The 22,097-nt window shown below is 39.2% G+C and carries 18 protein-coding genes; 6 read left to right on the top strand and 12 right to left on the bottom strand.

Annotated elements, in window-relative coordinates; genetic code table 11:
* Window positions 1-692: 692 nt before the first annotated feature.
* Both L0951_RS13165 and gcvH read right to left on the bottom strand, forming a co-directional pair.
* Window positions 693-989: a VanZ family protein gene (locus tag L0951_RS13165; RefSeq protein ID WP_317207206.1), complete on the bottom strand. Its 297-nt coding sequence runs from the start codon at window positions 987-989 to the stop codon at window positions 693-695.
* A 55-nt stretch (window positions 990-1,044) separates the two neighbouring features.
* On the bottom strand, window positions 1,045-1,422 hold the full coding sequence (gene gcvH / locus L0951_RS13160) for a glycine cleavage system protein GcvH (protein ID WP_234111721.1): 378 nt from the start codon (window positions 1,420-1,422) through the stop codon (window positions 1,045-1,047).
* A 194-nt stretch (window positions 1,423-1,616) separates the two neighbouring features.
* Here gcvH and L0951_RS13155 point away from each other — a divergent pair, with 194 nt between their 5' ends.
* A complete protein-coding gene (locus L0951_RS13155; RefSeq protein ID WP_234111720.1) occupies window positions 1,617-2,903 on the top strand; it encodes an aldehyde dehydrogenase family protein in 1,287 nt (428 codons plus the stop codon).
* Window positions 2,904-3,014: 111 nt separating this feature from the next.
* Here the strand turns inward: L0951_RS13155 and L0951_RS13150 are convergent, their stop codons facing one another.
* Both L0951_RS13150 and truA read right to left on the bottom strand, forming a co-directional pair.
* Window positions 3,015-4,757 carry an ABC transporter ATP-binding protein gene (locus L0951_RS13150; protein ID WP_234111719.1) on the bottom strand — a complete coding sequence of 581 codons (1,743 nt, stop codon included), beginning with the start codon at window positions 4,755-4,757 and terminating at the stop codon, window positions 3,015-3,017.
* Window positions 4,758-4,947: 190 nt separating this feature from the next.
* Window positions 4,948-5,679 carry a tRNA pseudouridine(38-40) synthase TruA gene (truA, locus tag L0951_RS13145; protein ID WP_234111723.1) on the bottom strand — a complete coding sequence of 244 codons (732 nt, stop codon included), beginning with the start codon at window positions 5,677-5,679 and terminating at the stop codon, window positions 4,948-4,950.
* An 87-nt stretch (window positions 5,680-5,766) separates the two neighbouring features.
* Between truA and L0951_RS13140 the strand changes: the two genes are divergently transcribed.
* Complete coding sequence (locus L0951_RS13140; RefSeq protein WP_234111718.1) at window positions 5,767-6,258, top strand: metallophosphoesterase family protein; 492 nt, start codon at window positions 5,767-5,769, stop codon at window positions 6,256-6,258.
* A gap of 49 nt (window positions 6,259-6,307) precedes the next feature.
* On the opposite strand, the gene L0951_RS13135 is transcribed toward L0951_RS13140, so the two are convergent.
* From L0951_RS13135 to cdd, 3 genes are all read right to left on the bottom strand, one after another.
* Window positions 6,308-8,674: an outer membrane beta-barrel family protein gene (locus L0951_RS13135; protein ID WP_234111717.1), complete on the bottom strand. Its 2,367-nt coding sequence runs from the start codon at window positions 8,672-8,674 to the stop codon at window positions 6,308-6,310.
* 171 nt (window positions 8,675-8,845) lie between these two features.
* Entirely contained in the window at window positions 8,846-9,733 is an 888-nt protein-coding gene (locus L0951_RS13130) for an exopolyphosphatase (RefSeq protein ID WP_234111716.1), read from the bottom strand.
* A gap of 278 nt (window positions 9,734-10,011) precedes the next feature.
* Window positions 10,012-10,491, bottom strand: coding sequence for a cytidine deaminase (cdd, locus tag L0951_RS13125; RefSeq protein WP_234111715.1), 480 nt, complete (start codon window positions 10,489-10,491; stop codon window positions 10,012-10,014).
* Between the two features lie 402 nt (window positions 10,492-10,893).
* On the opposite strand from cdd, the gene namA reads away from it, so the two are divergent.
* Window positions 10,894-11,940, top strand: coding sequence for an NADPH dehydrogenase NamA (gene namA / locus L0951_RS13120; RefSeq protein WP_234111714.1), 1,047 nt, complete (start codon window positions 10,894-10,896; stop codon window positions 11,938-11,940).
* A gap of 177 nt (window positions 11,941-12,117) precedes the next feature.
* Here the strand turns inward: namA and hemL are convergent, their stop codons facing one another.
* From hemL to L0951_RS13100, 4 genes are all read right to left on the bottom strand, one after another.
* Window positions 12,118-13,401, bottom strand: coding sequence for a glutamate-1-semialdehyde 2,1-aminomutase (gene hemL / locus L0951_RS13115; RefSeq protein WP_234111713.1), 1,284 nt, complete (start codon window positions 13,399-13,401; stop codon window positions 12,118-12,120).
* 191 nt (window positions 13,402-13,592) lie between these two features.
* Window positions 13,593-14,642, bottom strand: coding sequence for a glucosaminidase domain-containing protein (locus tag L0951_RS13110; RefSeq protein ID WP_234111712.1), 1,050 nt, complete (start codon window positions 14,640-14,642; stop codon window positions 13,593-13,595).
* Between the two features lie 63 nt (window positions 14,643-14,705).
* Window positions 14,706-15,611, bottom strand: a complete 906-nt coding sequence (locus L0951_RS13105; protein ID WP_234111711.1) for a 1-aminocyclopropane-1-carboxylate deaminase/D-cysteine desulfhydrase — start codon at window positions 15,609-15,611, stop codon at window positions 14,706-14,708.
* 121 nt (window positions 15,612-15,732) lie between these two features.
* The gene (locus tag L0951_RS13100; protein WP_234111710.1) at window positions 15,733-16,062 is read right to left on the bottom strand and encodes a hypothetical protein; all 330 of its coding nucleotides are present in this window, start codon (window positions 16,060-16,062) and stop codon (window positions 15,733-15,735) included.
* Between the two features lie 39 nt (window positions 16,063-16,101).
* Here L0951_RS13100 and L0951_RS13095 point away from each other — a divergent pair, with 39 nt between their 5' ends.
* The gene (locus L0951_RS13095) at window positions 16,102-16,284 is read left to right on the top strand and encodes a DUF5522 domain-containing protein (protein WP_234111709.1); all 183 of its coding nucleotides are present in this window, start codon (window positions 16,102-16,104) and stop codon (window positions 16,282-16,284) included.
* A 2-nt stretch (window positions 16,285-16,286) separates the two neighbouring features.
* A complete protein-coding gene (locus L0951_RS13090) occupies window positions 16,287-16,817 on the top strand; it encodes a DUF4136 domain-containing protein (protein WP_234111708.1) in 531 nt (176 codons plus the stop codon).
* Window positions 16,818-16,911: 94 nt separating this feature from the next.
* On the opposite strand, the gene pafA is transcribed toward L0951_RS13090, so the two are convergent.
* Complete coding sequence (gene pafA / locus L0951_RS13085; protein ID WP_234111707.1) at window positions 16,912-18,558, bottom strand: alkaline phosphatase PafA; 1,647 nt, start codon at window positions 18,556-18,558, stop codon at window positions 16,912-16,914.
* A gap of 402 nt (window positions 18,559-18,960) precedes the next feature.
* Here pafA and L0951_RS13080 point away from each other — a divergent pair, with 402 nt between their 5' ends.
* The gene (locus tag L0951_RS13080; RefSeq protein WP_234111706.1) at window positions 18,961-22,077 is read left to right on the top strand and encodes a tetratricopeptide repeat protein; all 3,117 of its coding nucleotides are present in this window, start codon (window positions 18,961-18,963) and stop codon (window positions 22,075-22,077) included.
* Window positions 22,078-22,097 lie beyond the last annotated feature (20 nt).

The raw sequence follows: 22,097 nt of genomic DNA, 5'->3' as shown, positions 1-22,097 counted from the left end.
TTGTTATTTGTGATGTCAATGATCTTTATTCTTTCCGCTTAGCCGGACCGGGGAAAGACGCCCCTTGTTCCGATTTGCGGTTGCAAAAGTAGAAACTTTTTTCCATCTGGCAAAATATTTTGTGAAAAAATTTTGAAATATTTTTTAACTGCCTTAATTTCAGCCAAAAAAAACTTCTGAAAAACTCCATCCAAATTCGCCTGTATAAATTACTGCTCTACTGCGCTCCCCGTTCTCTCGATTAGGGACTGCAAAGATAGAAACTTTTTGGAAAACTGCAAGAATTATTTTTAAAAAATTAAAAATAAATTTCTTTACCTACAATTCGTTTCGTTTTATTCTATTGATCTACTTCGCTACCTTCTTTTAAAAAGGTGAGTGCAAAAGTAGGTTAATTGGGCTTTAAGTTCCAAATGAATCGGAAAGGAAAACTGTTAGTGTGGAAAAATCAGCTCTTAAACGGTTGGCTTTTAAAGGAAAAAACATCATTTAAAGTTATCCACATTATCTAAAAAGTGCGAATTTTCGATAGCGTCAGAAGTAAAATACCTGCAAGAGGATGGGCGATTTGGCAGCTAGAGGAGGAAGAGTAGCCATGTCTGGCGCAGGACAGAAGAAAGCCTGACAAGAACTGATAGGATTTATCGAAGGGAATCGTTAAAGGTTTGGAAGTAAGACGCTCAAAAAAAAAATCAAAAATTGATTTTGGTTAATCTTTTGAACACGAAATAGCCGATGAGAACTCCAATAGTGTCAGCAACCAAGTCCAGACCCTCGAAAGATCTGCCTAATCCCATTTGATCCTGCAGGATTTCTGTGAGCATCCCGTAACCGACCATGATTTGTATGAAGAAATAGAATTTGATTTTTGGGAATGTGGTCATGAACAGGTATCCCAAAAGCGCGAAGATGGAGAGGTGAAGAAGTTTGTCAATTCCATTAAACATGAACGGGTATTCCATGTTTTCCACCCCGGGTTTGAGGAGCATATAAGTAAGAAATGCCCAATAAATGGGCAAAATCTTACTAAATATTCTGGATATTTTATCCAATTGATGCCTGGTATTCTTCTGCAGTTAGAAGTGCTGAAGTATCTGCACCATCAGCAATCTGTAGTTTGATGATCCAGCCTGCTCCATAAGGATCGGTGTTTAGCAGTTCCGGTTGATCCTCCAATTCCGCGTTGAACTCTGCCACCTTACCCGAAATCGGAAGGAAAAGATCTGAAACGGTCTTCACAGCTTCCACACTTCCGAAGACCTCTCCAGCTGATAAGTCATCATCAACGGAATCCACATCCACAAATACGATGTCTCCTAACTCGCTTTGTGCAAAATCAGTGATACCGATAGTGGCGATATTTCCTTCGATTCTTACCCATTCGTGATCTTTGGTGTACTTTAGTTCAGACGGTGTGTTCATTTTTTATATGTTTTAAATATTTTTTCAAAATTAAAGAAAATAATCTCATCAACAAATGATTCTTTGTTTTTATTGACAAATGGCTTTGGTAAATGGTTTGAATGATTATCAAAATGCTTTTGCCCCGTTTTTGCTATCTTTGTCGTGCTACTTTTCATTACCTTATATATAAGGTGAACTAAAATTTTCAAACAATGAACTTACAGACCAAGTTGAATACCGCTCAAAAATCCTTTGCGAGCTGGAGAAAAATATCTTTCCAAGAAAAACAGAAACTACTTACCCAACTAGCTGCAATTTTAGACGAACATTCAGAAACATTAGGCAAAATCATCACCAATGAGATGAATAAGCCAATTGCCCAATCGATTGCAGAAATCCAAAAATGTGCGCTCATGTGCAGGTACTACGCTACAGCAGAAAATGTGCTCAAGCCCGAAAAAGTAAAAACCGAATTCCGGATTTCTGAAATCCACTATGTTCCGAAAGGGGTGATTTTAGGAGTGATGCCATGGAATTTTCCTTTTTGGCAAGTTCTAAGATTTGCAGTTCCGGCTATTTTAGCGGGGAACACAGTGGTTTTGAAACATGCCTCGATCTGTTTCGGCAGTGGAAACAGAATTGAGGAACTGTTCCTGGAGGCCGGATTTCCGAAAGGAGTTTTTCAGAATCTTGAAATTGGACATGCCGAAGTACAAAAGGTTTTGGAAAACCCCATTGTGCGCGGCGTAAGTTTGACAGGAAGCGAAAAAGCGGGTGCAGAAGTTGCCGCAACGGCAGGAAAAAACATCAAAAAATCGCTTTTGGAACTTGGCGGAAGCGACGCGTTTATCGTTTTGGATGATGCCGATTACCCGGACGCAGCTGAGAGCGGTACAAAAGCAAGACTGCAGAATTGCGGACAAGCCTGCAACGCAGGAAAAAGATTCATCATTCAAAAAAGTGCAGAGAAGGAGTTTCTCCCCATTTTCATTGATGAATATAAAAAGTATGTTCCAGGAGAACCTTTGGACCAGCAAACTTTAATTGCAGGAATGGCTCGACCGGATTTAGCAGATGATTTGGAAAAACAGTATCAAAAGGCAATCAAAGGTGGAGCAGAAATTATTTTACCTCTTGAAAGGATTTCGGCAAACGAATTCATGCCGGGATTAATTAAGGTGAAAAAAGGAAACCCTATTCTGGAGGAGGAAGTTTTCGGGCCACTTGGCATGGTAATGATTGCCAAAGATGACCATGAAGCACTTGAATTGGCAAACGATGTGAAATTCGGACTTTCAAATTCAGTGTGGACGAAAGATCTGGAAAGACAGCAGTTCTTTATTGAAAATCTGGAATCGGGAACGGTGAGTGTAAACAAATCCTCCAGTTCGGACCCTCGTTTACCTTTTGGTGGTGCCAAATCTTCAGGCTATGGAGTAGAACTTTCTCTGCTTGCTTTGAAAGAATTTGTGACCGTGAAGACCATCGTGGGGAATTAGGCTGAACAATTCACTGCCCTATTAAATAGCGATCCCACTTCAAATGAAAACTTCGGACAGGTGTCCGAAGTTTTTTATTTGCTAAATAATTTCTTATGGATGGATATTTTACTAGCCTTCCTCCACTTCCCTTTTCAGCTGGGCTTTGTAGAGCGTGGCGTAATATCCGTTTTTGTCTAGAAGTTCCATGTGTTTTCCTTCCTCCACGATTTTTCCTTGATCCATTACAATGATTTTGTCGGCTTTTTCAATCGTTGAAAGTCGGTGAGCTATAATAATAGAGGTTCGGTTCCGGGTAATTTTTTCGGTGGCTTTTTGAATCAGTTTTTCACTTTCATGATCTATGGAAGATGTGGCTTCATCAAGAATAAGGATTTTCGGATCGGTCAAGTACGCCCTTAAAAACGAGAGCAGCTGTCTTTGACCCAAAGAAATTGAGGAACCTCTTTCACGAACGACATAGTCATACCCTTCTGGAAGCGACATGATGAAATCATCCACCTCGATCTCTTTTGCTATTTTACGGATTTTATCTAAGGTGATGGTTTCATCACCAAATGAAAGATTTTCAAAAATACTTCCATGGAAAAGGAAAACATCCTGCAAAACCACTCCCACATGACTTCGGAGATTATACAGCTCATAATCCTTTAAATCCACATCATCCAAAAGAATCTTCCCCGAACTGATGTCATAAAGCCGCGTCATTAAACTGATGATAGTGGTTTTTCCAGCACCGGTTGCACCAACGATGGCCACGGCTTCTCCCGGATTGACTGTAAAACTGATGCCCTTTAAAACCTCCTGTTTTTCATCATAGGAAAAGTGGACATCCTTGAATTCAATTTTTCCATCAAAGTGGTCTTTGACTATTTTTCCATGATTGGGAAGGTTGAAATCTTCGTCCATCACTCCTAAAACCCTTTCTGCTCCCACAATTCCTCTCTGGATATTATTGAATCGGTCCGCAATTTGCCTTAATGGACGGATCAACATGGAAATATATTGAATAAAGGCAATCACTGCGCCGGCTTTGATGGTGATGAATCCACCATAGAGCAGGATGAATCCTATAAATAAAGAAGAAATCAGTTCTACAACCGGGAAAAACAATGAAAAAATAAAAACCGTCCTCAGCAAGGCACTCTTTAAATTGATATTGATTTCATCAAATTTCTTGAATTCTGCCTGTTGGCGGTTGAAAACCTGGATCAAGGTCATTCCCGAAAGACGTTCCTGCACAAACGAATTCTGATTGGCAGTCCAGGTTCTTTCATCGCCAAATGCTTTTTTCAATCTTTTCTGGAAAAACCTGGTGATCAAAACCATCAGCGGAAGAATTGCCAATGAGATGTAACTCAGGTGCACATCCACCTGAAACATCATGAACAGCACGAAAACGATCCGCAAAATATCCCCGAAAACCATCAAAAATCCGTCGGTGTAAACGGTTGCGATGGTTTCCACATCACCTACTGCCCTGGTTACGAGTTGGCCCACTGCAGTTTTGTCGAAAAATGAAGTTCGGAAATAAATCAGCTTATGATAAAGTCGTTCACGAATATCGCGAATGACGTTTTGTGAAATAAAATTGGAAAAGTACACCAAGAAAAAGTTCAGAATCGTTTCCCCAAAAACCAGCGCCACCAAAATATAGATGTGCTTCATCATCTGCTCCTTGTCCTTGAGATGAAGGATGTCCGTATCCACAATCTGCATTGTAAGATAAGGTCGGTAGGTAGAAATTATGGACAGTAGAATTGAAATTACGAGCGTGAAAATAAACCACGTGCGGAACTTCATGCCGATCACGAAAAGTCGTTTGATAATTTCCCAGGTACTTTGCTTCTTCATTGATTCTTGTAAACGGTACAAAAATACGGAAAAAAATACCTTCGCCTAATTTTTTTGAGATTCGTCTCCCGAAGATTCGGGATTGGAAAGATAACCTCGGTCTCTCAAATGAAATCATGAATAAGACAAACTAAAACCTCTTCCGGTCCCTTTAAAACCCTCCAATCTAAAATTCAGACAGTTTCCGCCACTAAAATTCATATCCCACCTCCACCAAAAACAAACCTTGTGCCGGTGCCGAAGTTCCGGCGGAATTGCGATTTTTTGATTCGATGATGGTGCGTAAACCTTCCGGCATAATTTTGCCGCTGCCGATTTCAACCATGGTTCCCACAATAGCGCGAACCATATTTCTGAGAAATCTGTCGGCGGAAATCGTGAATTTCAGTTCAGTACCGTTTTGTTCCCAAAAAGCTTTGTAGATTTTGCAGTTATTGGTTTTATTATCGGTGTGGAGTTTTGCAAAACTGGTGAAATCTTCAAAGTCAAAAAGAATTTTGCAGGCCTCATTCATTTTATCTATTTCCAAATTCCTTTTCCAGATTTGCCAGGAAGTGTCCTGCGTAAATGGATTTTTATCTAAAGAAATATAGTATTCATATGTTCTGAAAGTCGCATCAAATCTCGCATGGAAATCATCTTTCACCTTGAAAATCCGCTTAACCGAAATATCCGGCGGCAGAAAACTGTTGAGTTTATGTACAAGATTTTCATCCAGAATCTGCTCGGTATCAAAGTGCGCGAACATCTTTTTAGCATGAACGCCCGTGTCGGTTCTACCGGCTCCGGTAGTTTTTATTTCTCTGCGAAGAATGGTGGAAAGTGCTTTTTCGAGTTCCTCCTGAACCGAAATTTCATTGGGTTGGATTTGGTACCCGAAATAGTTTTTGCCGTGGTATGAAAATTCTATGAAATAGCGCATTGCTGCAAATTTAGAACAAATGGTGCGAATGTGCGAATAAAATTCTTCTTGGGTGAATGACTGAGAAAATTCCATTATTTTCGTACCATGAAAATTCTACTCCTTTCAGACACACATTCCTATATGGACGAAAGAATTCTGGAATACGCAAAGAATGTGGACGAAATATGGCATTGCGGAGATTTCGGAAATTTGGAAGTGTCCGAAGAACTGGAAAAAATCAGACCCCTTCGCGGAGTTTACGGAAATATTGACAACGACAAAATACGCAAGATTTTCCCGGAAGTCCTGAGGTTCACTTGCGAAAATGTGGAAGTTTTGATGATTCACATCGGTGGTTATCCGGGAAAATATTCGCCTGCAGCCAAAAAAGAAATTTCCGAAAATCCTCCGAACCTTTTTATTTCCGGTCATTCACATATTTTGAAAGCCATGTATGATGACAAAAACCAATTACTGCATTTGAATCCGGGTGCTGCAGGAAACCAAGGTTGGCATAAGGTGCGCACCATGATGCGCTTTGAAATTACTAACGATTCAATAGAAAATTTAGAAATTATAGAATTGGGGCTTCGATAAAAAAAAATTGCGGATTAAAAAATCCGCATTTTCAAAACGTACAATATTTTTATTTTCCTCCACCCTGACTTCCTCCGCCACGGTTTTGATCATCAAATTTAATTTGTTTGGTTGCGCCTTTCACATTTTTATTCCCAAATCGGTACGTCACGGATAGATTAAGATTCTGATTGCTTCCGCTTCCGGAATAACTTGATGTAAAGCCTTGGTAATATTCGGTTCCGGACCATTTTACGGTGTTCAAGATATCATTAACAAATAAATTGACATTCAGATTTTTTTCCATCAAACTCAACTTTATTCCGCTGTAGAGTCCACTCATATTTCCAGAGGCGGTATTTCCAATTTTAGACGCTGCATCAAACCAATATCCTAAAATGTAAACCACGGTCTTATTCTTGTTCAGGAAGAAATTATTATTGATGCTGAAATTTGCGCCATATCCTTGTAAGGGAATTACATTTTCGAAGTTAGAAATTGACTTCGCATAAAATGCCGTCCCAGAAAGATAAGATTCTAACCAAGAGAATTTAGTAAAATTAAAATTCAAATTTATTCCTGCTCTTTTTTCGTTGTATAAGTTTTGATTGGTGGAATATTTGGTTTCCCCGTCGATTACCTGTAACTGATCCACTTCATTTTTAGAAAAAGATCCGTAAAGCCCGACAGTAAAGTTGTTTTTCAGCACATAAGAAATCTCTATATTATCGGTGATTGATGGTCTTAAACTCGGGTTTCCGCTGTAATATTCGTACTCTGAAATATAACTTTTAAAAGGATTTAGACTCCAAAAATACGGCCGGTCAATTCTTCGGGTATAGTTTAAAGAAACCGAATTGTCATCATTAGGTTTGTAGGTTAAATAACCGGTAGGAAAAAATTCGCCATAATGATTTTTATTGGTCTCATTAAGTTGTGGAGAAAATCCTTTGGTAAGGGTATATTCATATCGCAAACCTACTTTCGCATCCAGTTTCTCGCTAATTTTGAAACTGCTGCTTGCATAGGCGGCAAAGTTTTGTTCTTCATACTGAAAATCATTACTACGAAGCGTGTTCAATGCTTCTTCTCCATTAATTTGATTGAAGTATTTGAAGGTCGAATTATTTCTAATATTGGTATATTTCAGCCCACCTTCTGTTTTCAATTTTTCTGTATTTTTTTCTAAATCTATTTGTCCGTTTGCGATTTGATAATTGCTGTTTCCCAAAGTTTTTCCAAAAACTCCAGGACCGTTAAAAGTAGAAATGGCATTATACGTATCGGAAATATTCTTCATTAAATTGGCGGTAAAGCTTAATTTGCTGCTTAACGTATCCAACTTAATTTCATAAAATGCGCTTGCGTTATGGGAAGTATTTCTGGAGCTTCCGACGTTTTCAGAATCGAAACGGTTTTCCTCGCCATTCATTAAAGAATACGTAGTGGTGTTGTTTGTGTTACGTGGATCAGAGCGGGAAATATTATAATTCCAACCGATGCTATTGCGATCATTAATCTTGTACTCCCCTTTTAAACCGCCACTTTTATAACGGTATTTTCCCAAGCTGTTGCTTTTGGAATTCCACAAATAATTTTCGGCGGTAATAACAGTCGAGTTTTCGTTTTCCCAAATACTTTCACCGATTGATGCATTGGCAGTTAAAGAAAGTTCTTTTCCTTGATAGTTCATGGTTGCACCGTCGCGGTAAGAAACATTCTTACGGTAAGTGCCACTACTTTGCAGCGTGCCGTTCCATCCCAAAGAGGTGTTTTTCTTCAAAACAATATTAATCATTCCACTTTTTCCGGACGCATCGTATTTGGATGGCGGCGTGGTAATTACTTCAATTTTTGCAATATCATCTGATCGAATGGTTTTCAGATAATTAATGAGATCCTGCCCAGAAAGATTAAGCAAGCGGTCATTCACCATCACTGATACGGAACTTTTACCAGCGATGGAAATCACATCATTTGAAATGCGGATCATTGGTGATTTTTCCAACGCTTCAATTGCATCTAAACCTTGTGATGCCACAGAGTTTTCTACATTAAAAACCAAGCGGTCAACCTTTTGCTCCACCAATTTTTTCTTTGCAATAATGGCGACGGCTGCAATATTTGTTTCTCCTGTATTGCTTTTTTCAGGAAGCTGAATCGTAATTTCCCGATCTTCTACCAGATTGATTTTTTCTGTATATTCTTTTTCACCGTTCACATAGACGGCCAAATCGTAGGTTCCATAGGATGGAAGTGAGAGGCTAAATTTCCCGTCATTATCGGTGACTGCAGAGGTTTTCTTTTGGTCATGCGAAAGAATAATTTCGGCATAGGAAATTCTTTTGGTTTGATGATCAGTGACTGAACCGGATATTTTTTGAGCATAATAAAAACTGGAAAGGAATAAAAAAAGTAAGGGCGAGTATTTGTTCATAGAATCTATTTAACTTGACAACCATTCAGCAGTTAAAAATAGTACATTTTGCCGTAAGTTTTTAAACTAAAAAGCAATAAATCAGAAAAATATAGAATTTGTTACGTCGGAAATGAAGTTTAATAAAATGAGGTTTTAGTGAAATTCAATCGTTCGCAGTTTTCACCTGTTTTATCTATTCCCTTTTATATTTTGATAGATATTGTGAATTAATCCATCAGCCACTGAAATTTTTGGGACATAAATTTTGTTGATTTCGCCCCATGTCATTACACTGTTGAAAATTTCTAAGGCAGGAACTACCACATCGGCACGGTCTTCCCGAATGCCATATTTTGCCATTCTTTCCGGCACCGAAAGTGCGCTCATCTCTTTCTGGCATTTTTTAAGATAGGAGATAGACATCGGTTTTCCGTCTTTGGTTTTACTCATGGAAAAAACCTTATTAATATTTCCACCCGATCCAATTGCCACTACGTTTTTTTTACTGTTGATGTTTTTTCGAACTTCCTCCTTCAACTCTTTCCAATGGTGCTCCGTTACCAAATTATTTAAAATCCGAATGGTTCCGATATTAAAAGATTTTTCATATTTCATCTTTCCATTTTCATAAAAAGTTAGTTCCGTGGAACCACCACCAACGTCGATATACAGGTAGGCAAAATCCTTGTCCAGTCCTTCTGCAATATGATTTTCAAAAACAAGAGAAGCTTCTTCATCGCCGGAAATAATTTCGATGGCGATCCCTGAACTTTTCTTGACTTCTTCAATAATCTGCTTTCCGTTTCTCGCATCGCGCATTGCGGAAGTTGCGCATGCACGAAAATGTTCCACGCCATAGATCTTCATCAAATCTGAAAAAACCTTCATGGAATCCACGACCATCTTTTCCCTTTCGGGGCCGATTTCTCCTTTGGTGAAAACATCCATTCCCAAGCGAAGGGGGATTCTCAGCAGATTTAGTTTGGTAAATTCCGGCTTACCTTTTTTGGGCTCCAGAACTTCGTTGATCAAAAGTCGTGCAGCATTACTTCCGATATCTATTGCGGCTATTTTCATTTAAATTTCAGTTTAAATTTGATGTTGGAGAAACATTTTGAATTATTATTTCAACATTAAGGACATGAGGTGATGAGGGACTTTCACTGCTCTCATTGTTAAGTTACACAAACGACAATTAAACAGTAAAATTAAACATTTTGACATGTAATCCTTTGATCAATTCGTAAGAATCTGAACAAGATGAAGCAGGAATTTTCTTAACTCCTTCTTGGTCTTAATGGTCAAAAATATGCAGCATATCAACTACATCATTTAGACAAGAAGAATTCTATCCTTTAAAGATAAGAAGAATCAAAAGAAAAAGGCAGCAAATCCCGGATGGATTTGGTTTTATAGATTTCGCCATCCAGAGAAGCAAAATAGATTTCGATGGCCTCATTTTGTTTCGATTCATATTCCAGAATTGATTGCCGGCACGCTCCACACGGTGGAATCGGTGTAGATGAAACCGCGTCTTTTGGTGCACCGATTACAAAAAGTTTCTTGATTTTCACCTCAGGGAAATTGGCAGAAGTCCAGAAGATGGTCGTTCGCTCCGCACACAAACCAGAAGGATATGCCGCATTTTCCTGGTTGCTTCCGGTGATGATTTCACCATTTTCTAAAAGAATCGCACAACCGACATGGAAATGGGAATAGGCTGCATATGCAGTTTGACGAACTTTTTGTGCAGCGTCATACAGTTTTTTTTCAGTCTCATCAAGCGCGTGATAATTCTCGATGGCTTCAAAAGTGATTTTAAATTCTTTTTCCATATCTAAAAATCGGGAAGCAAAGATAAGGAAAAATGGTTTTGGTTGTTGAAAGTTGGAGAAATGTTGGTTCAGTGGATAATTGATGCAATTCGTCCATGATGACAAAACCTTATTATCTGAATAATAGCAAAAGAGAACACGATTCAGCTGAACCTTATACCCTCATTAAACAGAAAAGTTGAACACCGTTGTTCTCCGCGTATTCTTTTACTTTGGTCAAATATTTTGTCCTCTTTTTATCAAAAGACATCATTTCATCACTAAATTTTGTTTTTAAGAAATTTTGTTTCATTGCAAATCTCTGTTTATTCAGTGTAATTCACAACTGACGGTTCTCATTTTTAACGTATTTTTGTATTGATCAAATCTAACCAATGCATAGCCTGCAACAAATAAAATAATATGCTCTACTCAAAAATAAAATTCCGAAACCTCGAACTGAAAAACCGCTGGGTGATGTCGCCGATGTGTATGTATTCCGCAAAAAATGGTATTCCAAATGATTTCCATTTCGTGCATTACGGAAGTCGCGCCCAAGGAGGAACCGGACTGATCATCGTGGAGGCAACCGGCGTGGTTCCCGAAGGAAGGATTTCCAACCAATGCACCGGAATCTGGAATGAGGAACAGGCAGAAGCTTTTAGCAAAATCGTGAAATTCGTGCATGAAAACTCCGAAAGCAAAATCGGAATTCAACTCGGTCATGCCGGAAGAAAAGGTTCCACCTTGAACGGAAGACAAATTCCCGTGGAAGAAGGCTGGGAAACTGTGGCGCCATCACCGATTCCCTATATGGAAGGCGAAAGAATCCCTCATGTGTTGACTGCTGAAGAAATCAAAAATTTGGTTCAAAGTTTTAAGACTGCCGCAAAACGATCGATTGACGCAGGTTTCGACTTGGTAGAAATCCACGCCGCTCATGGTTATCTCATTCATCAGTTTTTGTCGCCTTTATCTAATATCAGAACGGATGAATACGGTGGAAGTTTTGAAAATAGAATTCGGTTTTTATTGGAAATTGTTGACGCAGTAAATGAGATTCTGGATGAAAACCATCCGCTTTTCGTGAGAATTTCTGCAACTGAATATGCCGAAAACGGTTGGGATCTGGAACAAAGCACCGAATTGGCCAGAATTCTTAAAACTAAAAAAGTAGATTTAGTAGATGTTTCCAGCGGAGGAAATATTCACGGTGCGAAAATCACTTTGTTTGACGGGTATCAGGTTCCGCTTGCCTCCGAAATCAAAAAACAAACTGGAATACCGACCGGCGCGGTTGGTTTGATCAAAACAGCAAAACATGCGGAAGAAATTCTGCAAAACGGCGATGCAGATTTGATTTTCGTGGCAAGGGAAATTTTGAGGAATCCTTATTTGGCGGCAATAAATTCCTTTGCTGAAAACGAAGAGTGCTTTTTTCCGCATCAGTATGAAAGAGGAAAACCTTAAGAAAGGACCTGCATTAACAGTTTTTCTTAAAAAAATTGTGCAGAGACTTCACGGGGTTATACAGATTTTTTGGATGACCATCTGCTTAAACTCATTTGATCCCATCCATCGAAAAACAGGTGGGAAAAAATTTCGCCACGAATGCACTCATACAATTCTTGCTTTCGTGGCGATTTATTATGAATATTCAAAATCGCGAATCACTTCCAAAGTTCGGTCGATTTCTTTTTCCTTAATTTCATTCGAGATAAACCAAGTTTCATAACCGCTCGGTGGAAGGTAAATTCCTTTTGCCAACAGTTGGTGGAAGAAATTATTGAATAAAGAATGATTCGCCATCGCCGCCTCACCAAAATTGGAAACCGAATTCACATGAAAAAAGAGGCTCATCATAGAACCTTTCCGGTTAATTCTGTGTGGAATATTCTTAGAATTCAGGATTTTTCCGATTTCAAAATCTAAGGTTTCTGCAGTTTTATTGATGTTCTGGTAGAAGTTTTCATCATTTTTAATAAGTTCCAAAGTAGTCAAACCAGCTCTCATTGCCAATGGATTTCCACTCAAGGTTCCGGCTTGGTAAACGGCACCTTTTGGTGCGAGGTAATCCATAATCTCGTTTCTACCCGCAAAAGCGCCAACCGGCATTCCACCACCGATTACTTTTCCAAAGGTTACCAAATCGGCATTCACCTTGAATATTTCCTGCGCACCACCAAAAGCCAAGCGGAATCCGGTCATCACCTCATCAAAAATCAGAAGGGTTTTGTTTTCGTCGCAGATGGTTCTCAGTTTCTGCAGGAAATTGTTTTCCGGCAAAACACATCCCATATTTCCGGCAACTGGTTCAATAATGATTGCAGCAATTTCTCCTTCATTGTGTCTGAATAAATCTTCTACCTGCTCGAAATCGTTGTATCTCGCCAGTAAAGTATCTTTCGCAGTTCCGGCCGTAACTCCGGGCGAATTTGGATTTCCGAACGTTGCTGCGCCACTTCCCGCCTTTATCAAAAACGAATCGGAATGACCGTGATAGCAACCTTCAAACTTGATGATTTTGTCTCGTCCCGTGAAACCTCTTGCCAAACGGATCGCACTCATACACGCTTCTGTGCCGGAAGAAACCATTCTGATTTGGTCAACATTCGGAACATTTTCCACAATTAATTTTGCGATTTCTGTTTCAAGTTCGGTTGGTGTTCCGTAGGAAAACCCGTTCTCTGCTTGTTTTTGAATGGCTTCCAAAACCTCCGGATGAGTGTGGCCAAGAATTGCAGGTCCCCAAGAATTGATGTAATCGATATAGACATTGTCGTCAACATCGGTCATATAAGCACCTTTTGCAGATTTCATAAAAACCGGGACTCCACCAACAGATTTAAAAGCACGAACGGGAGAATTCACGCCGCCGGGAATATATTTTTGCGCTTCGTCGAACAAAGCAGAACTTCTTTGATATAACATGATTTAGGTTTAAAGTTTGAGGTTTTAATGTTTAATTTGATTCACGCCCGTCTGCCGAGAAGCAGATTTCAAGTTTTAAGTTCCAGGTTTCAAATGCACTCGATGGAATTAACAGCGAAGCGGATTCACTTCCGAAGAAAAATTGAATCGGCCGAATCTTCGATTTCTTTGCGAAGCAACTTCACTCAAAACTATCCTCTCGGCTTTTTTTCCTGCAGGTAAATTAGTTGTCCCGGTTTCGGTTGCTGACCAAAATCCATTCGGTTTTTGGAATATAATTTCTTCAGTTTAATCCCGAATTTTTGGGAGATATCATGCATGGATTCGCCGGATTGCGTTTGGTAAGTGGCCACATTTCCTGATGAAGATTTCGATTCTAAAAAGAGGATGTCGTTTTTCCGGAGCTGGTTTCCATCCAGTTCGTTCCATTTCATCAGGCGGCTTTCGCTGATTCCAAATTTTTTGGAAACCGATTCCAGATCCAGATCTTCCGGGATAATGATGAACCTTCGGTTCTCATTCGGGTGACTTTTGATCAGTATGGAATTCAGGATTTCGGTTTTGCTTAAAGTCAGTTTTTCATTTTTTTTGGGTTGGGCAAAAACTGTTTGCGGAGCTTCATTCGCTTTTATCTCAGAGTTCCGGACTGATTTGGTCTGGTCAAGTTGCGCCATGAAAATTCTGTCGTTTTGCAAACCTGGATACAACTTTAAAACGGCGTAAAAAACCTCTTTTGAATTCGTTTTGTCGAATTCATAAAGTTTATATTTTTCGATTTTATCTATCAAAATATAAGCGTATCGGGGATTTGTGGCGTAACCGGCCTTTTTCAGTCCGTGCGCCCAACTCCGGTAATCCTGCATGTCGAGTTTAAATAGGTTCTGGTAATATTTTCGGTAAGCCAGGAATTTTGAATGGTCTTCATAGGAATCCCGCGGATCGTCGTAAACGCGAAAACACTCGTTCGGCGCATCATCGGTGTGGGTCATGGTTTTTCCGGTCCAGTCTTCCTTGCATTTGATTCCGAAGTGGTTATTGCCCTGAATAGCGAGCCGGCTTTGTCCGCCGCCGGTTTCCAAAAGTCCCTGAGCCAAAGTAATGGAGGCGGGAATTTTATATTTTTCCATTTCCTCTACTGCAAAAGGGGCGAATTTCTGAATGTATTGGTCTTCCGTTTTCCAGGTTTGAGCCTGGAATTTTGACAGCATAAGAATTGCGAACGCAAATATTATTTTTTTCATAAATGGATTTAGTTTTTGGCTAAAGCCAATTTCTCTTTTTCTTTCATAAACGGGTTCCCCCTTTCAATTAATCAAAAAATTCCGATTTTGCTTGCTCAGCATTTCATTGGCTCCTTTAATACCCTGCAGTCCGCCGGTGTGAAATGCCAATATTTTGCTGTGCTCCGGGAAAAAACCCTCATCAATCAGTTCAAAAACTTTCTGCAACATTTTTCCGGTGTAGATGGGGTCCAACGGAATTCCGAATTCATTTGAAAACCAATTGATAAAACGAATATTTTCATCAGTTATTTTGCCATAACCTCCAAAATGAGCATCTATCAATTGAAAATTTTCTCTTCCCGAAAGTTCCAAAATCCTTTTCGCCAGCGAAGAATCAGCAACAACTTTGAATCCTAAAACTTTCTGGTTTACCTCCGAAAATCGGGAAATTCCGGCAACGGTTCCGCCAGTTCCAACAGCGGTGCAAAGATAATCAAAACTTTTTGTTCGGTCATCCAGCATGTGTTTTACACCTTTCACAGCGGATTCGTTGGTTCCACCTTCTGGAATAATCAATGCTTCGGGAAATTCTTTTTCTAATATTTGGGTTAAATATTCTTTATCGCGATATGCGGTTCTGGTCACAAATCGGAATTCCATTTCGTTTTCGTGGGCATGAGTTAAGGTTGCGTTCTCCCGCCATTTATCCGAGAGTTCGTCACCACGGATGATTCCCAAAGTTTTTATGCCCAAAGATTTCCCTAATGCGGAAACCGCTGAAATATGGTTAGAGAATGCACCCCCGAAAGTGATGATGAGAGGATGCGAAGGCTTTCGATCCAAATAATTATTGACATTGTAAAAGAGTTTCCAGTATTTATTTCCGGAAATCTCTGGATGAACCAGGTCTTCTCTTTTAATGAAAAGCCGAATGTTTTTGTTTAAAGGGATTTCAACAATTGGGATTAAAGTTTCGGGGAGGTTCATTTTCCGGCGTTTCTCGTAGAGGGTGCAAATTACGGAGAATTAGGGGATTTTTCTCTTTGTCGAAGAACGAATTGTCATTTCACAAAAAATTTTGATGGAGACGGAGTCTTCGGTGAGAACTTTAGGACAAATATTTCCAAAAACTCCATAGTTTTCGGGTTTTCAGATATTGCAAATCCCCTTCTTTGGCGTATGCTTCCCGTTCGAAGGAAATATATCTGTAGGCGAGATAGTGGTTTTTCAGCTTGATCAACCAGTAATAATATTCCACCACATACCAAATGTAGAAGAAAATCACCAGCAGTTCCAATTGCTGCCGGAGGTGAATTTTTTCGTGATTGATGAGTATGGGGTTTTGCCTGTCTTCAATTTTTTTCAGCAGAATAAACGGAAAAAGTGTGATCCCGTTAATTTTCGTATTTTTGAGTAATGTTTTGCAAACAAATATCATTAAGCAAATATAAAATTTTCAGCGATTTCGATTTAACCAATGGACCAAAAAACCATCAAAGAGCACGAAGACTTCTATTATAATGAACTAGGTTATAAAGTTTTTACAGAGAAATACCTCCTGAAACGAGGCTATTGCTGCAAAAGTGGGTGCAAACACTGTCCATATGGATATGATAAAAAAACCGACACCTTTAAGAGAACAATAAAAAAACAATCATAGAAATGAAAAAATATCTTTTACTTGTACTCGCTTCCGCAACTTTGGGACTCACCTCCTGCAGTCCGTTTCAGGTACGGTCTGATTATGCGGAAACCGCCAATTTCAATTTGTACAAAACTTATAAGCTAAGAATTGACGATCTGAAACTGAACGATATCGACAAAGATAGAGTGCTGAACGAGGTTTCCAAACAACTTCAATTAAAGGGATTGCATCCTGGCGATAATCCTGACCTGATCGTGAATGTGAAAGCGAACCACAAGAAAGTACAGGATGTGCAGTCCACAAGACCTTACGGAATGTATGGATGGGGAGGTCCTTATGGATGGGGACTTGGAATGAGCAGAACCTGGACTTCCAACTACAATGAAGGAACCCTGATCGTGGATTTCATTGATGCGGCAAGCCAAAAACTGGTTTGGCAGGGAATCGGCAGCGGAATTTCTGTGGATTCACCAAAAGCAAAACAAAGACAAATCCCTGAGATTGTTGCTGAGATTATGGCAAATTATCCTCCACAAAAAGGAAAATAACAGGAATGCCATATACAAAAAAACCGCGTGATTGCGTTTTTTTTGTTTTTTTATAATTCATTCAAGGATGCGAAATCCTTTAAGGATGAAAGTTCTATTTGCCGATTACTTCCACAATCGGATTTCCGATATTTCCACTGGGGAACTGGATCCTCAGTAAAGATGCGATCGTTGGAGAAATATCTGTCATATTATATTCCCTATTGCTTTCGCCACTTTTAATTCCCCATCCCATGAAAATGAGCGGTATATGGGAATCGTAAGAATTCCAAACGCTGTGCGTGGTTCCGGTTTTCGCATAGGGAGGAAGCATGGAATCATGAGAAATCAATTGAATGTCGCCACTTCGTTGCCAGTTGTAACCATTGATGATTCTGGTTTTTATTGGTTCCGGGATCGGAGCGCTCCCTATTTCTTTTAAACTGACTGCAAACAAAACAGTTTGGTCCTTATTCATTTCATTGACCACATATTTCGTCACTTCATCCAAATTCAGCTTGCTGTCTTTGATTAATTTTTGGTCAAGATATATCTGATAATTATTGATCGACATGACCATTTTATCTAACCTAAACTGATCTTTCAGCATTTGGTTGATATTCTTTTCAGCATTATCCCCGAAAATTCCGGTTGCCATTTTATGTTGCTCCATGAACCCCACTGCATGTGCTCCACCGTGATCAGCAGAAAGGAAAACGGTGTATTGATTTTTGCCGACCTTCGTATCTAAATATTTAAAGAAATCTGCTAAATCCTGGTCCAGTCTCAAATAAACATCTTCCACCTCAATGGAATTGGGACCAAATTTGTGCCCTGCATAATCCGTGGAAGCCAGGTTGACTGCCAGAAAATCAGTGACATGGTCTTGTCCCAAACCTTCTCCTTCGATAGAGGCTTCCGCAACTTTCAAAGTGAGTGTGTTTCCGAATGGAGTATATCGGATATTGTCTTTCTTTGCTTGATAATCTGCTGCTAAATTACTGTAAGGGAAAGTTGGAGTTTTCGCGCTTCCCAAAAGTCCTTCCCACGGCGAATTGTCCGGTGAACTTTCGGTATATTGGCTGATGGGTAACAAAGTATTCCAACCGTTTGCCACTAATTGATCCGGAAGGTTCTGCGCATTGAAGTTTTTCAGCCATTGCGGCAAGTCGTTCATATAATAGGAACTTGTCACAAAATTTCCGGTGGAATCGTCGAACCAATAAGCACCGGTTGGATTATGACCTGCAGGAAGAATGGACGCTCTGTCTTTTAATGAAACTCCCACCACCTTCGCCTGGAAATTGGTTGCCAAACGCAGTTCATCTGTAATGGTAGTGGACCAAAGGTTTTTTGGGGAATGACTTCCGACTTTTCCATTTGTTGTTCCTACAGGTTTTACCGAGTCGTCTGTAGTGCAGTATCTATTTTTTCCGGTGGTTCTGTCCGTCCAGTCGTTTCCGGCGATTCCGTGGATGGCGGGAACGGATCCGGTATAAATAGAAGTATGACCAATTGCAGTTACAGTGGGAATATAATTGATGTGGACATTATTCAGCGAATAGCCCTGATTTAAAAGTCGCTTAAAACCATCATTCCCATATTTGTCATAATAACGGTAGAGATAGTCCCATCGCATTTGATCCACTACCAAACCGACTACCAATTTGGGTCTTTCAAGTGATGAAGTCCTACTTTTCTGGGCATTGACCGAGAATGCCATCAACACAGCAAATCCGAAGATCTGAACTTTTTTTAGCATAAATTTACTTTTTATATTTTCCAAATTTACGATTTTAGGAATAAAGAACCCTCTGCAGATTAAAGCGCATTAACAATTCAATGCATACTTTGATGCGCAATTTATGCAGCCTGCACTGGCTTTTTTAATTTAGGTTTTAATTTGTTGAGCTACTCGATCAAATTCTTTCCCTCGCCGTCATTCTTTATCATATAGCTTTACTTTCTTTTGCTTTTTAATTTCCGAAGCATCATGGAATGGGAAAAGAATTCACCTTGCTCACTTCTCACTGATGCCTAAAATAGAAAAAATACAGTTGAATACCCTCTTGAATCCAACCGATAGCCGATATGCAAAATTATTTGTTTTTTTAAGGAATTCTTATGAAAAAAAATAATACATTGCAGACTATATTATTTTTTCATGAAAAAACTAATAATACTGTTATCAATTCTTTTGATGGGCTTCTGTGGATTAACAGCAAAAGCCAACCTGCTTACAGACAAGCGCATCGATTCCCTCAAACGGGTTTTATCAAAAACCAAAGACATTTACCAATATGTGGATATTCTCAACCATTTGAGCCAACTGGAAATAGACCGCGAAAACGGTGATAAAAAATCTGCTCTGAATTATGCGAAATCTGCTTTTTCATCTTCCAATAAACTGAATTACACCAAAGGAAAAGCAGACGCATTGCTGAACATCGGCATTGCTGAACGGGAAATGGGAAATTACGATTCCGCTCTTGCGAATCTCGAAACACTCATAAACATCAGCAATAAGACACGCAACATTAAGGCAAAAGCCGAAGCTTTTGACCAGATCGCTCATACTTATCGGACCAAAAAAGACGAAAAACAAGCGCTGAAATTTCATTTTTTGGCACTGGCTCTGTGGGAAAAATCAAAAGACAACAGTAAAATTGCAGCTTCTTATAATCATATTGGGGAAATTTATTTTTGGAAACTGGATGCCTATTCCCTATCTCCCCAATACTTTAAAAAAGCACTTTCGATCTATGAAAACCTGAACAACAAAGAACAAATCGCAAAAACGCTAAGCAACCTTGTAATGAACTACAGGTTTTTGGAAAAAAATACCGAAATGCTTCAATATGCCCAAAAAATGCTGGAAGTTTCTGAAGAAATAAAGGAAAAAGCTTTGATTTCTGAAGCCTATCAAGCTATTGGTAATGTATATTATAATGGAGGAGACTACAAAAAAGCCGGACAATACTTTGAAAAAGCTGTGAAAATATCCGAATCAGTGAATGATTATCTCATGGTCATGCAAGGATATTCATGGCTTTCAAGCATTTACAAAGAGCAACAGCTGTGGAAAGAAGCTAAACGAAGCTACGAGAGACTTTTATTTTTCGCAAAAAAGAACAATAACAAAATAATGATAACCGTCGCTTATTTTGGTATTGCAGCAATCCATAACCGGGAAAACAAATCAGACATAGCTTTGGAATATCTCGATTTGGCAGAAAAGAATGCCAACAAAGCCTATTTAGCCGTGATACAAGGATTAAGGGCAACCATTTACAATAAGAAAAAAGAATATACCAAAGCAAAAGAATATGCGGAAAGGTCTTTGGCATTTCATCAACAAACGGGCGAGATCAGCAAACTTGCTGACAATTATGCAACCCTTTCTTCCATCAATGAAAATATGGGCGATCATAAAAATGCATTAAAAAATTACAAGTTGTACCACACTTTCCAGGATAGCCTGAAACTCGATGATACCTCCAAACTGGTAATGAAATACGAGTTCGGCAAAAAAGAGACAGAAATGAAAGCCCGCCAGGAAAGCGAAATCACAAGAAAAAACACAATCTCTACAGTGGTTTACGGCATTCTTGGCACAGTCATTATACTGATTGCCTTAATTTTATACATCTATTGGATCCGAAATAAAAAACTGAAATTAGAGAAGCAAAACCTCGTACTCAAACGCCGTGAAGCAGAACTTGCCAAAGAAACTGAAGCATTCAAATCACGGTTTTTGTCCAATATTTCCCACGAGTTCCGCACGCCGCTTACCTTAATTAACGGACATCTGGAAATCCTGAAAAAAGACGGCAGCGAAAAAGATAAAAAACGGTTTGATGAAATGGAATTCAGCGGACAAAGGCTGCTGCAGCTCATCAACCAATTGCTTGACCTTACCAGATTGGAAAAAGACAAATACCAGATTTATTTCAAGAAAGGAAACCTGCTGAACGAAGCACAAAATTACATTCAGGCATTTCAATCCCTTGCCACGCAGCGAAATATTAATCTGACCATGAAAATCACGGAATCTGCAAAAGATAAATTTTACCAAAGAGATTTTGCCTATTCGTCAGAAACCTTGGCAAGCGTTTTTAACAACCTGATTTCCAATGCTATGAAATTCACCCCAAATGGAGGAAGTGTTCAGTGCAAAATAGACTTCAGGAAAAATAAATTGTATTTTTCGGTTTCCGACACAGGAACCGGGATTCCGGAAAAAGATTTACCACACATCTTTGATCGTTTTTATCAGGTCGCCAACGAAGAAAAACCAATATATGAAGGTTCGGGAATCGGATTGGCTATTGTGAAAGAACTGGCTTTGCTACACCATGGCGATGCTTTTGCAGAAAACAACGAAAGCGGGGGATGCACCTTTACGGTCTGGTTGTCCGAAGGAAAAACAAATTCTGATTCCGAACATCCGAGGACTTTAATTCCGCAAATAATCCCTAATAACGATATTTCTGTGGAAGAAATTCCTCACGACGAAGAAAAACCATTGATTTTGATAGTAGAAGACCAAAGAGAATTAAGAAATTTTGTAGTAGAAAATCTCGGAAATAATTTCCGTTTTCTGGAAGCTGAAAACGGAAAGCAAGGAACAGAACTCGCTTTGGAACATCTTCCCGATGTGGTCATCAGCGATGTGATGATGCCCGAAATGGATGGATTTCAGCTTTGCAAATCGTTGAAAGAAAACGATATTACAAGTCATATTCCGATCATCCTGTTAACAGCAAAATCTGATCAAAATGATAAAATTGAAGGTCTGCAAAGCGGTGCAGATGATTATCTTACCAAACCATTTTCGATTTCCGAACTTGCTTTACGGGTACAAAACAGAATTAATCTGCAAAAAAAACTTCAGAGAAAATTTGTGGGAAATGTAATTCCTGTCCAGGAAGATGCTCCCGAACTGAACGAAAGAGATCGGAATTTCCTGGAAAGACTGAACAAAATAATTCATGATCATATTGGAAAAGAATTTAATGTAACCGATTTGGCTTCGGAAGTAGGATTGAGCGCAAGCCAACTGACCCGTAAACTGAAAACGATTTCCGGTCAAACTCCGGCGAATTTCATCAAAAACATCCAAATGGAACTTGCTTTGCAAATGCTGAAAAATGGAGATTCCGTCTCAGAGACGGCTTGGAATATTGGATTCGGCGAACCTGCATACTTTACCAAAGTTTTCAAAAAACATTTCGGCTTTCTGCCTTCGGAAAAGGAAAAACTTAAAACAAAAAAAGCTTAATATGCAACAAAAAAAGACCG

It is taken from the genome of Chryseobacterium sp. R2A-55, from assembly GCF_021401085.1.
GTDB lineage: Bacteria > Bacteroidota > Bacteroidia > Flavobacteriales > Weeksellaceae > Kaistella.
The sequence above is the reverse complement of the archived record's forward strand: the minus strand, read 5'-3'. Positions and strand labels throughout refer to the sequence as shown.

What these genes read in the sequence shown, in the direction of transcription:
- L0951_RS13165 (WP_317207206.1), bottom strand. Translation starts at nt 989, where the DNA reads ATGCTCCTCAAACCCGGGGTGGAAAACATGGAATACCCGTTCATGTTT.
- gcvH (WP_234111721.1), bottom strand. Translation starts at nt 1,422, where the DNA reads ATGAACACACCGTCTGAACTAAAGTACACCAAAGATCACGAATGGGTA.
- L0951_RS13155 (WP_234111720.1), top strand. Translation starts at nt 1,617, where the DNA reads ATGAACTTACAGACCAAGTTGAATACCGCTCAAAAATCCTTTGCGAGC.
- L0951_RS13150 (WP_234111719.1), bottom strand. Translation starts at nt 4,757, where the DNA reads ATGAAGAAGCAAAGTACCTGGGAAATTATCAAACGACTTTTCGTGATC.
- truA (WP_234111723.1), bottom strand. Translation starts at nt 5,679, where the DNA reads ATGCGCTATTTCATAGAATTTTCATACCACGGCAAAAACTATTTCGGG.
- L0951_RS13140 (WP_234111718.1), top strand. Translation starts at nt 5,767, where the DNA reads ATGAAAATTCTACTCCTTTCAGACACACATTCCTATATGGACGAAAGA.
- L0951_RS13135 (WP_234111717.1), bottom strand. Translation starts at nt 8,674, where the DNA reads ATGAACAAATACTCGCCCTTACTTTTTTTATTCCTTTCCAGTTTTTAT.
- L0951_RS13130 (WP_234111716.1), bottom strand. Translation starts at nt 9,733, where the DNA reads ATGAAAATAGCCGCAATAGATATCGGAAGTAATGCTGCACGACTTTTG.
- cdd (WP_234111715.1), bottom strand. Translation starts at nt 10,491, where the DNA reads ATGGAAAAAGAATTTAAAATCACTTTTGAAGCCATCGAGAATTATCAC.
- namA (WP_234111714.1), top strand. Translation starts at nt 10,894, where the DNA reads ATGCTCTACTCAAAAATAAAATTCCGAAACCTCGAACTGAAAAACCGC.
- hemL (WP_234111713.1), bottom strand. Translation starts at nt 13,401, where the DNA reads ATGTTATATCAAAGAAGTTCTGCTTTGTTCGACGAAGCGCAAAAATAT.
- L0951_RS13110 (WP_234111712.1), bottom strand. Translation starts at nt 14,642, where the DNA reads ATGAAAAAAATAATATTTGCGTTCGCAATTCTTATGCTGTCAAAATTC.
- L0951_RS13105 (WP_234111711.1), bottom strand. Translation starts at nt 15,611, where the DNA reads ATGAACCTCCCCGAAACTTTAATCCCAATTGTTGAAATCCCTTTAAAC.
- L0951_RS13100 (WP_234111710.1), bottom strand. Translation starts at nt 16,062, where the DNA reads ATGATATTTGTTTGCAAAACATTACTCAAAAATACGAAAATTAACGGG.
- L0951_RS13095 (WP_234111709.1), top strand. Translation starts at nt 16,102, where the DNA reads ATGGACCAAAAAACCATCAAAGAGCACGAAGACTTCTATTATAATGAA.
- L0951_RS13090 (WP_234111708.1), top strand. Translation starts at nt 16,287, where the DNA reads ATGAAAAAATATCTTTTACTTGTACTCGCTTCCGCAACTTTGGGACTC.
- pafA (WP_234111707.1), bottom strand. Translation starts at nt 18,558, where the DNA reads ATGCTAAAAAAAGTTCAGATCTTCGGATTTGCTGTGTTGATGGCATTC.
- L0951_RS13080 (WP_234111706.1), top strand. Translation starts at nt 18,961, where the DNA reads ATGAAAAAACTAATAATACTGTTATCAATTCTTTTGATGGGCTTCTGT.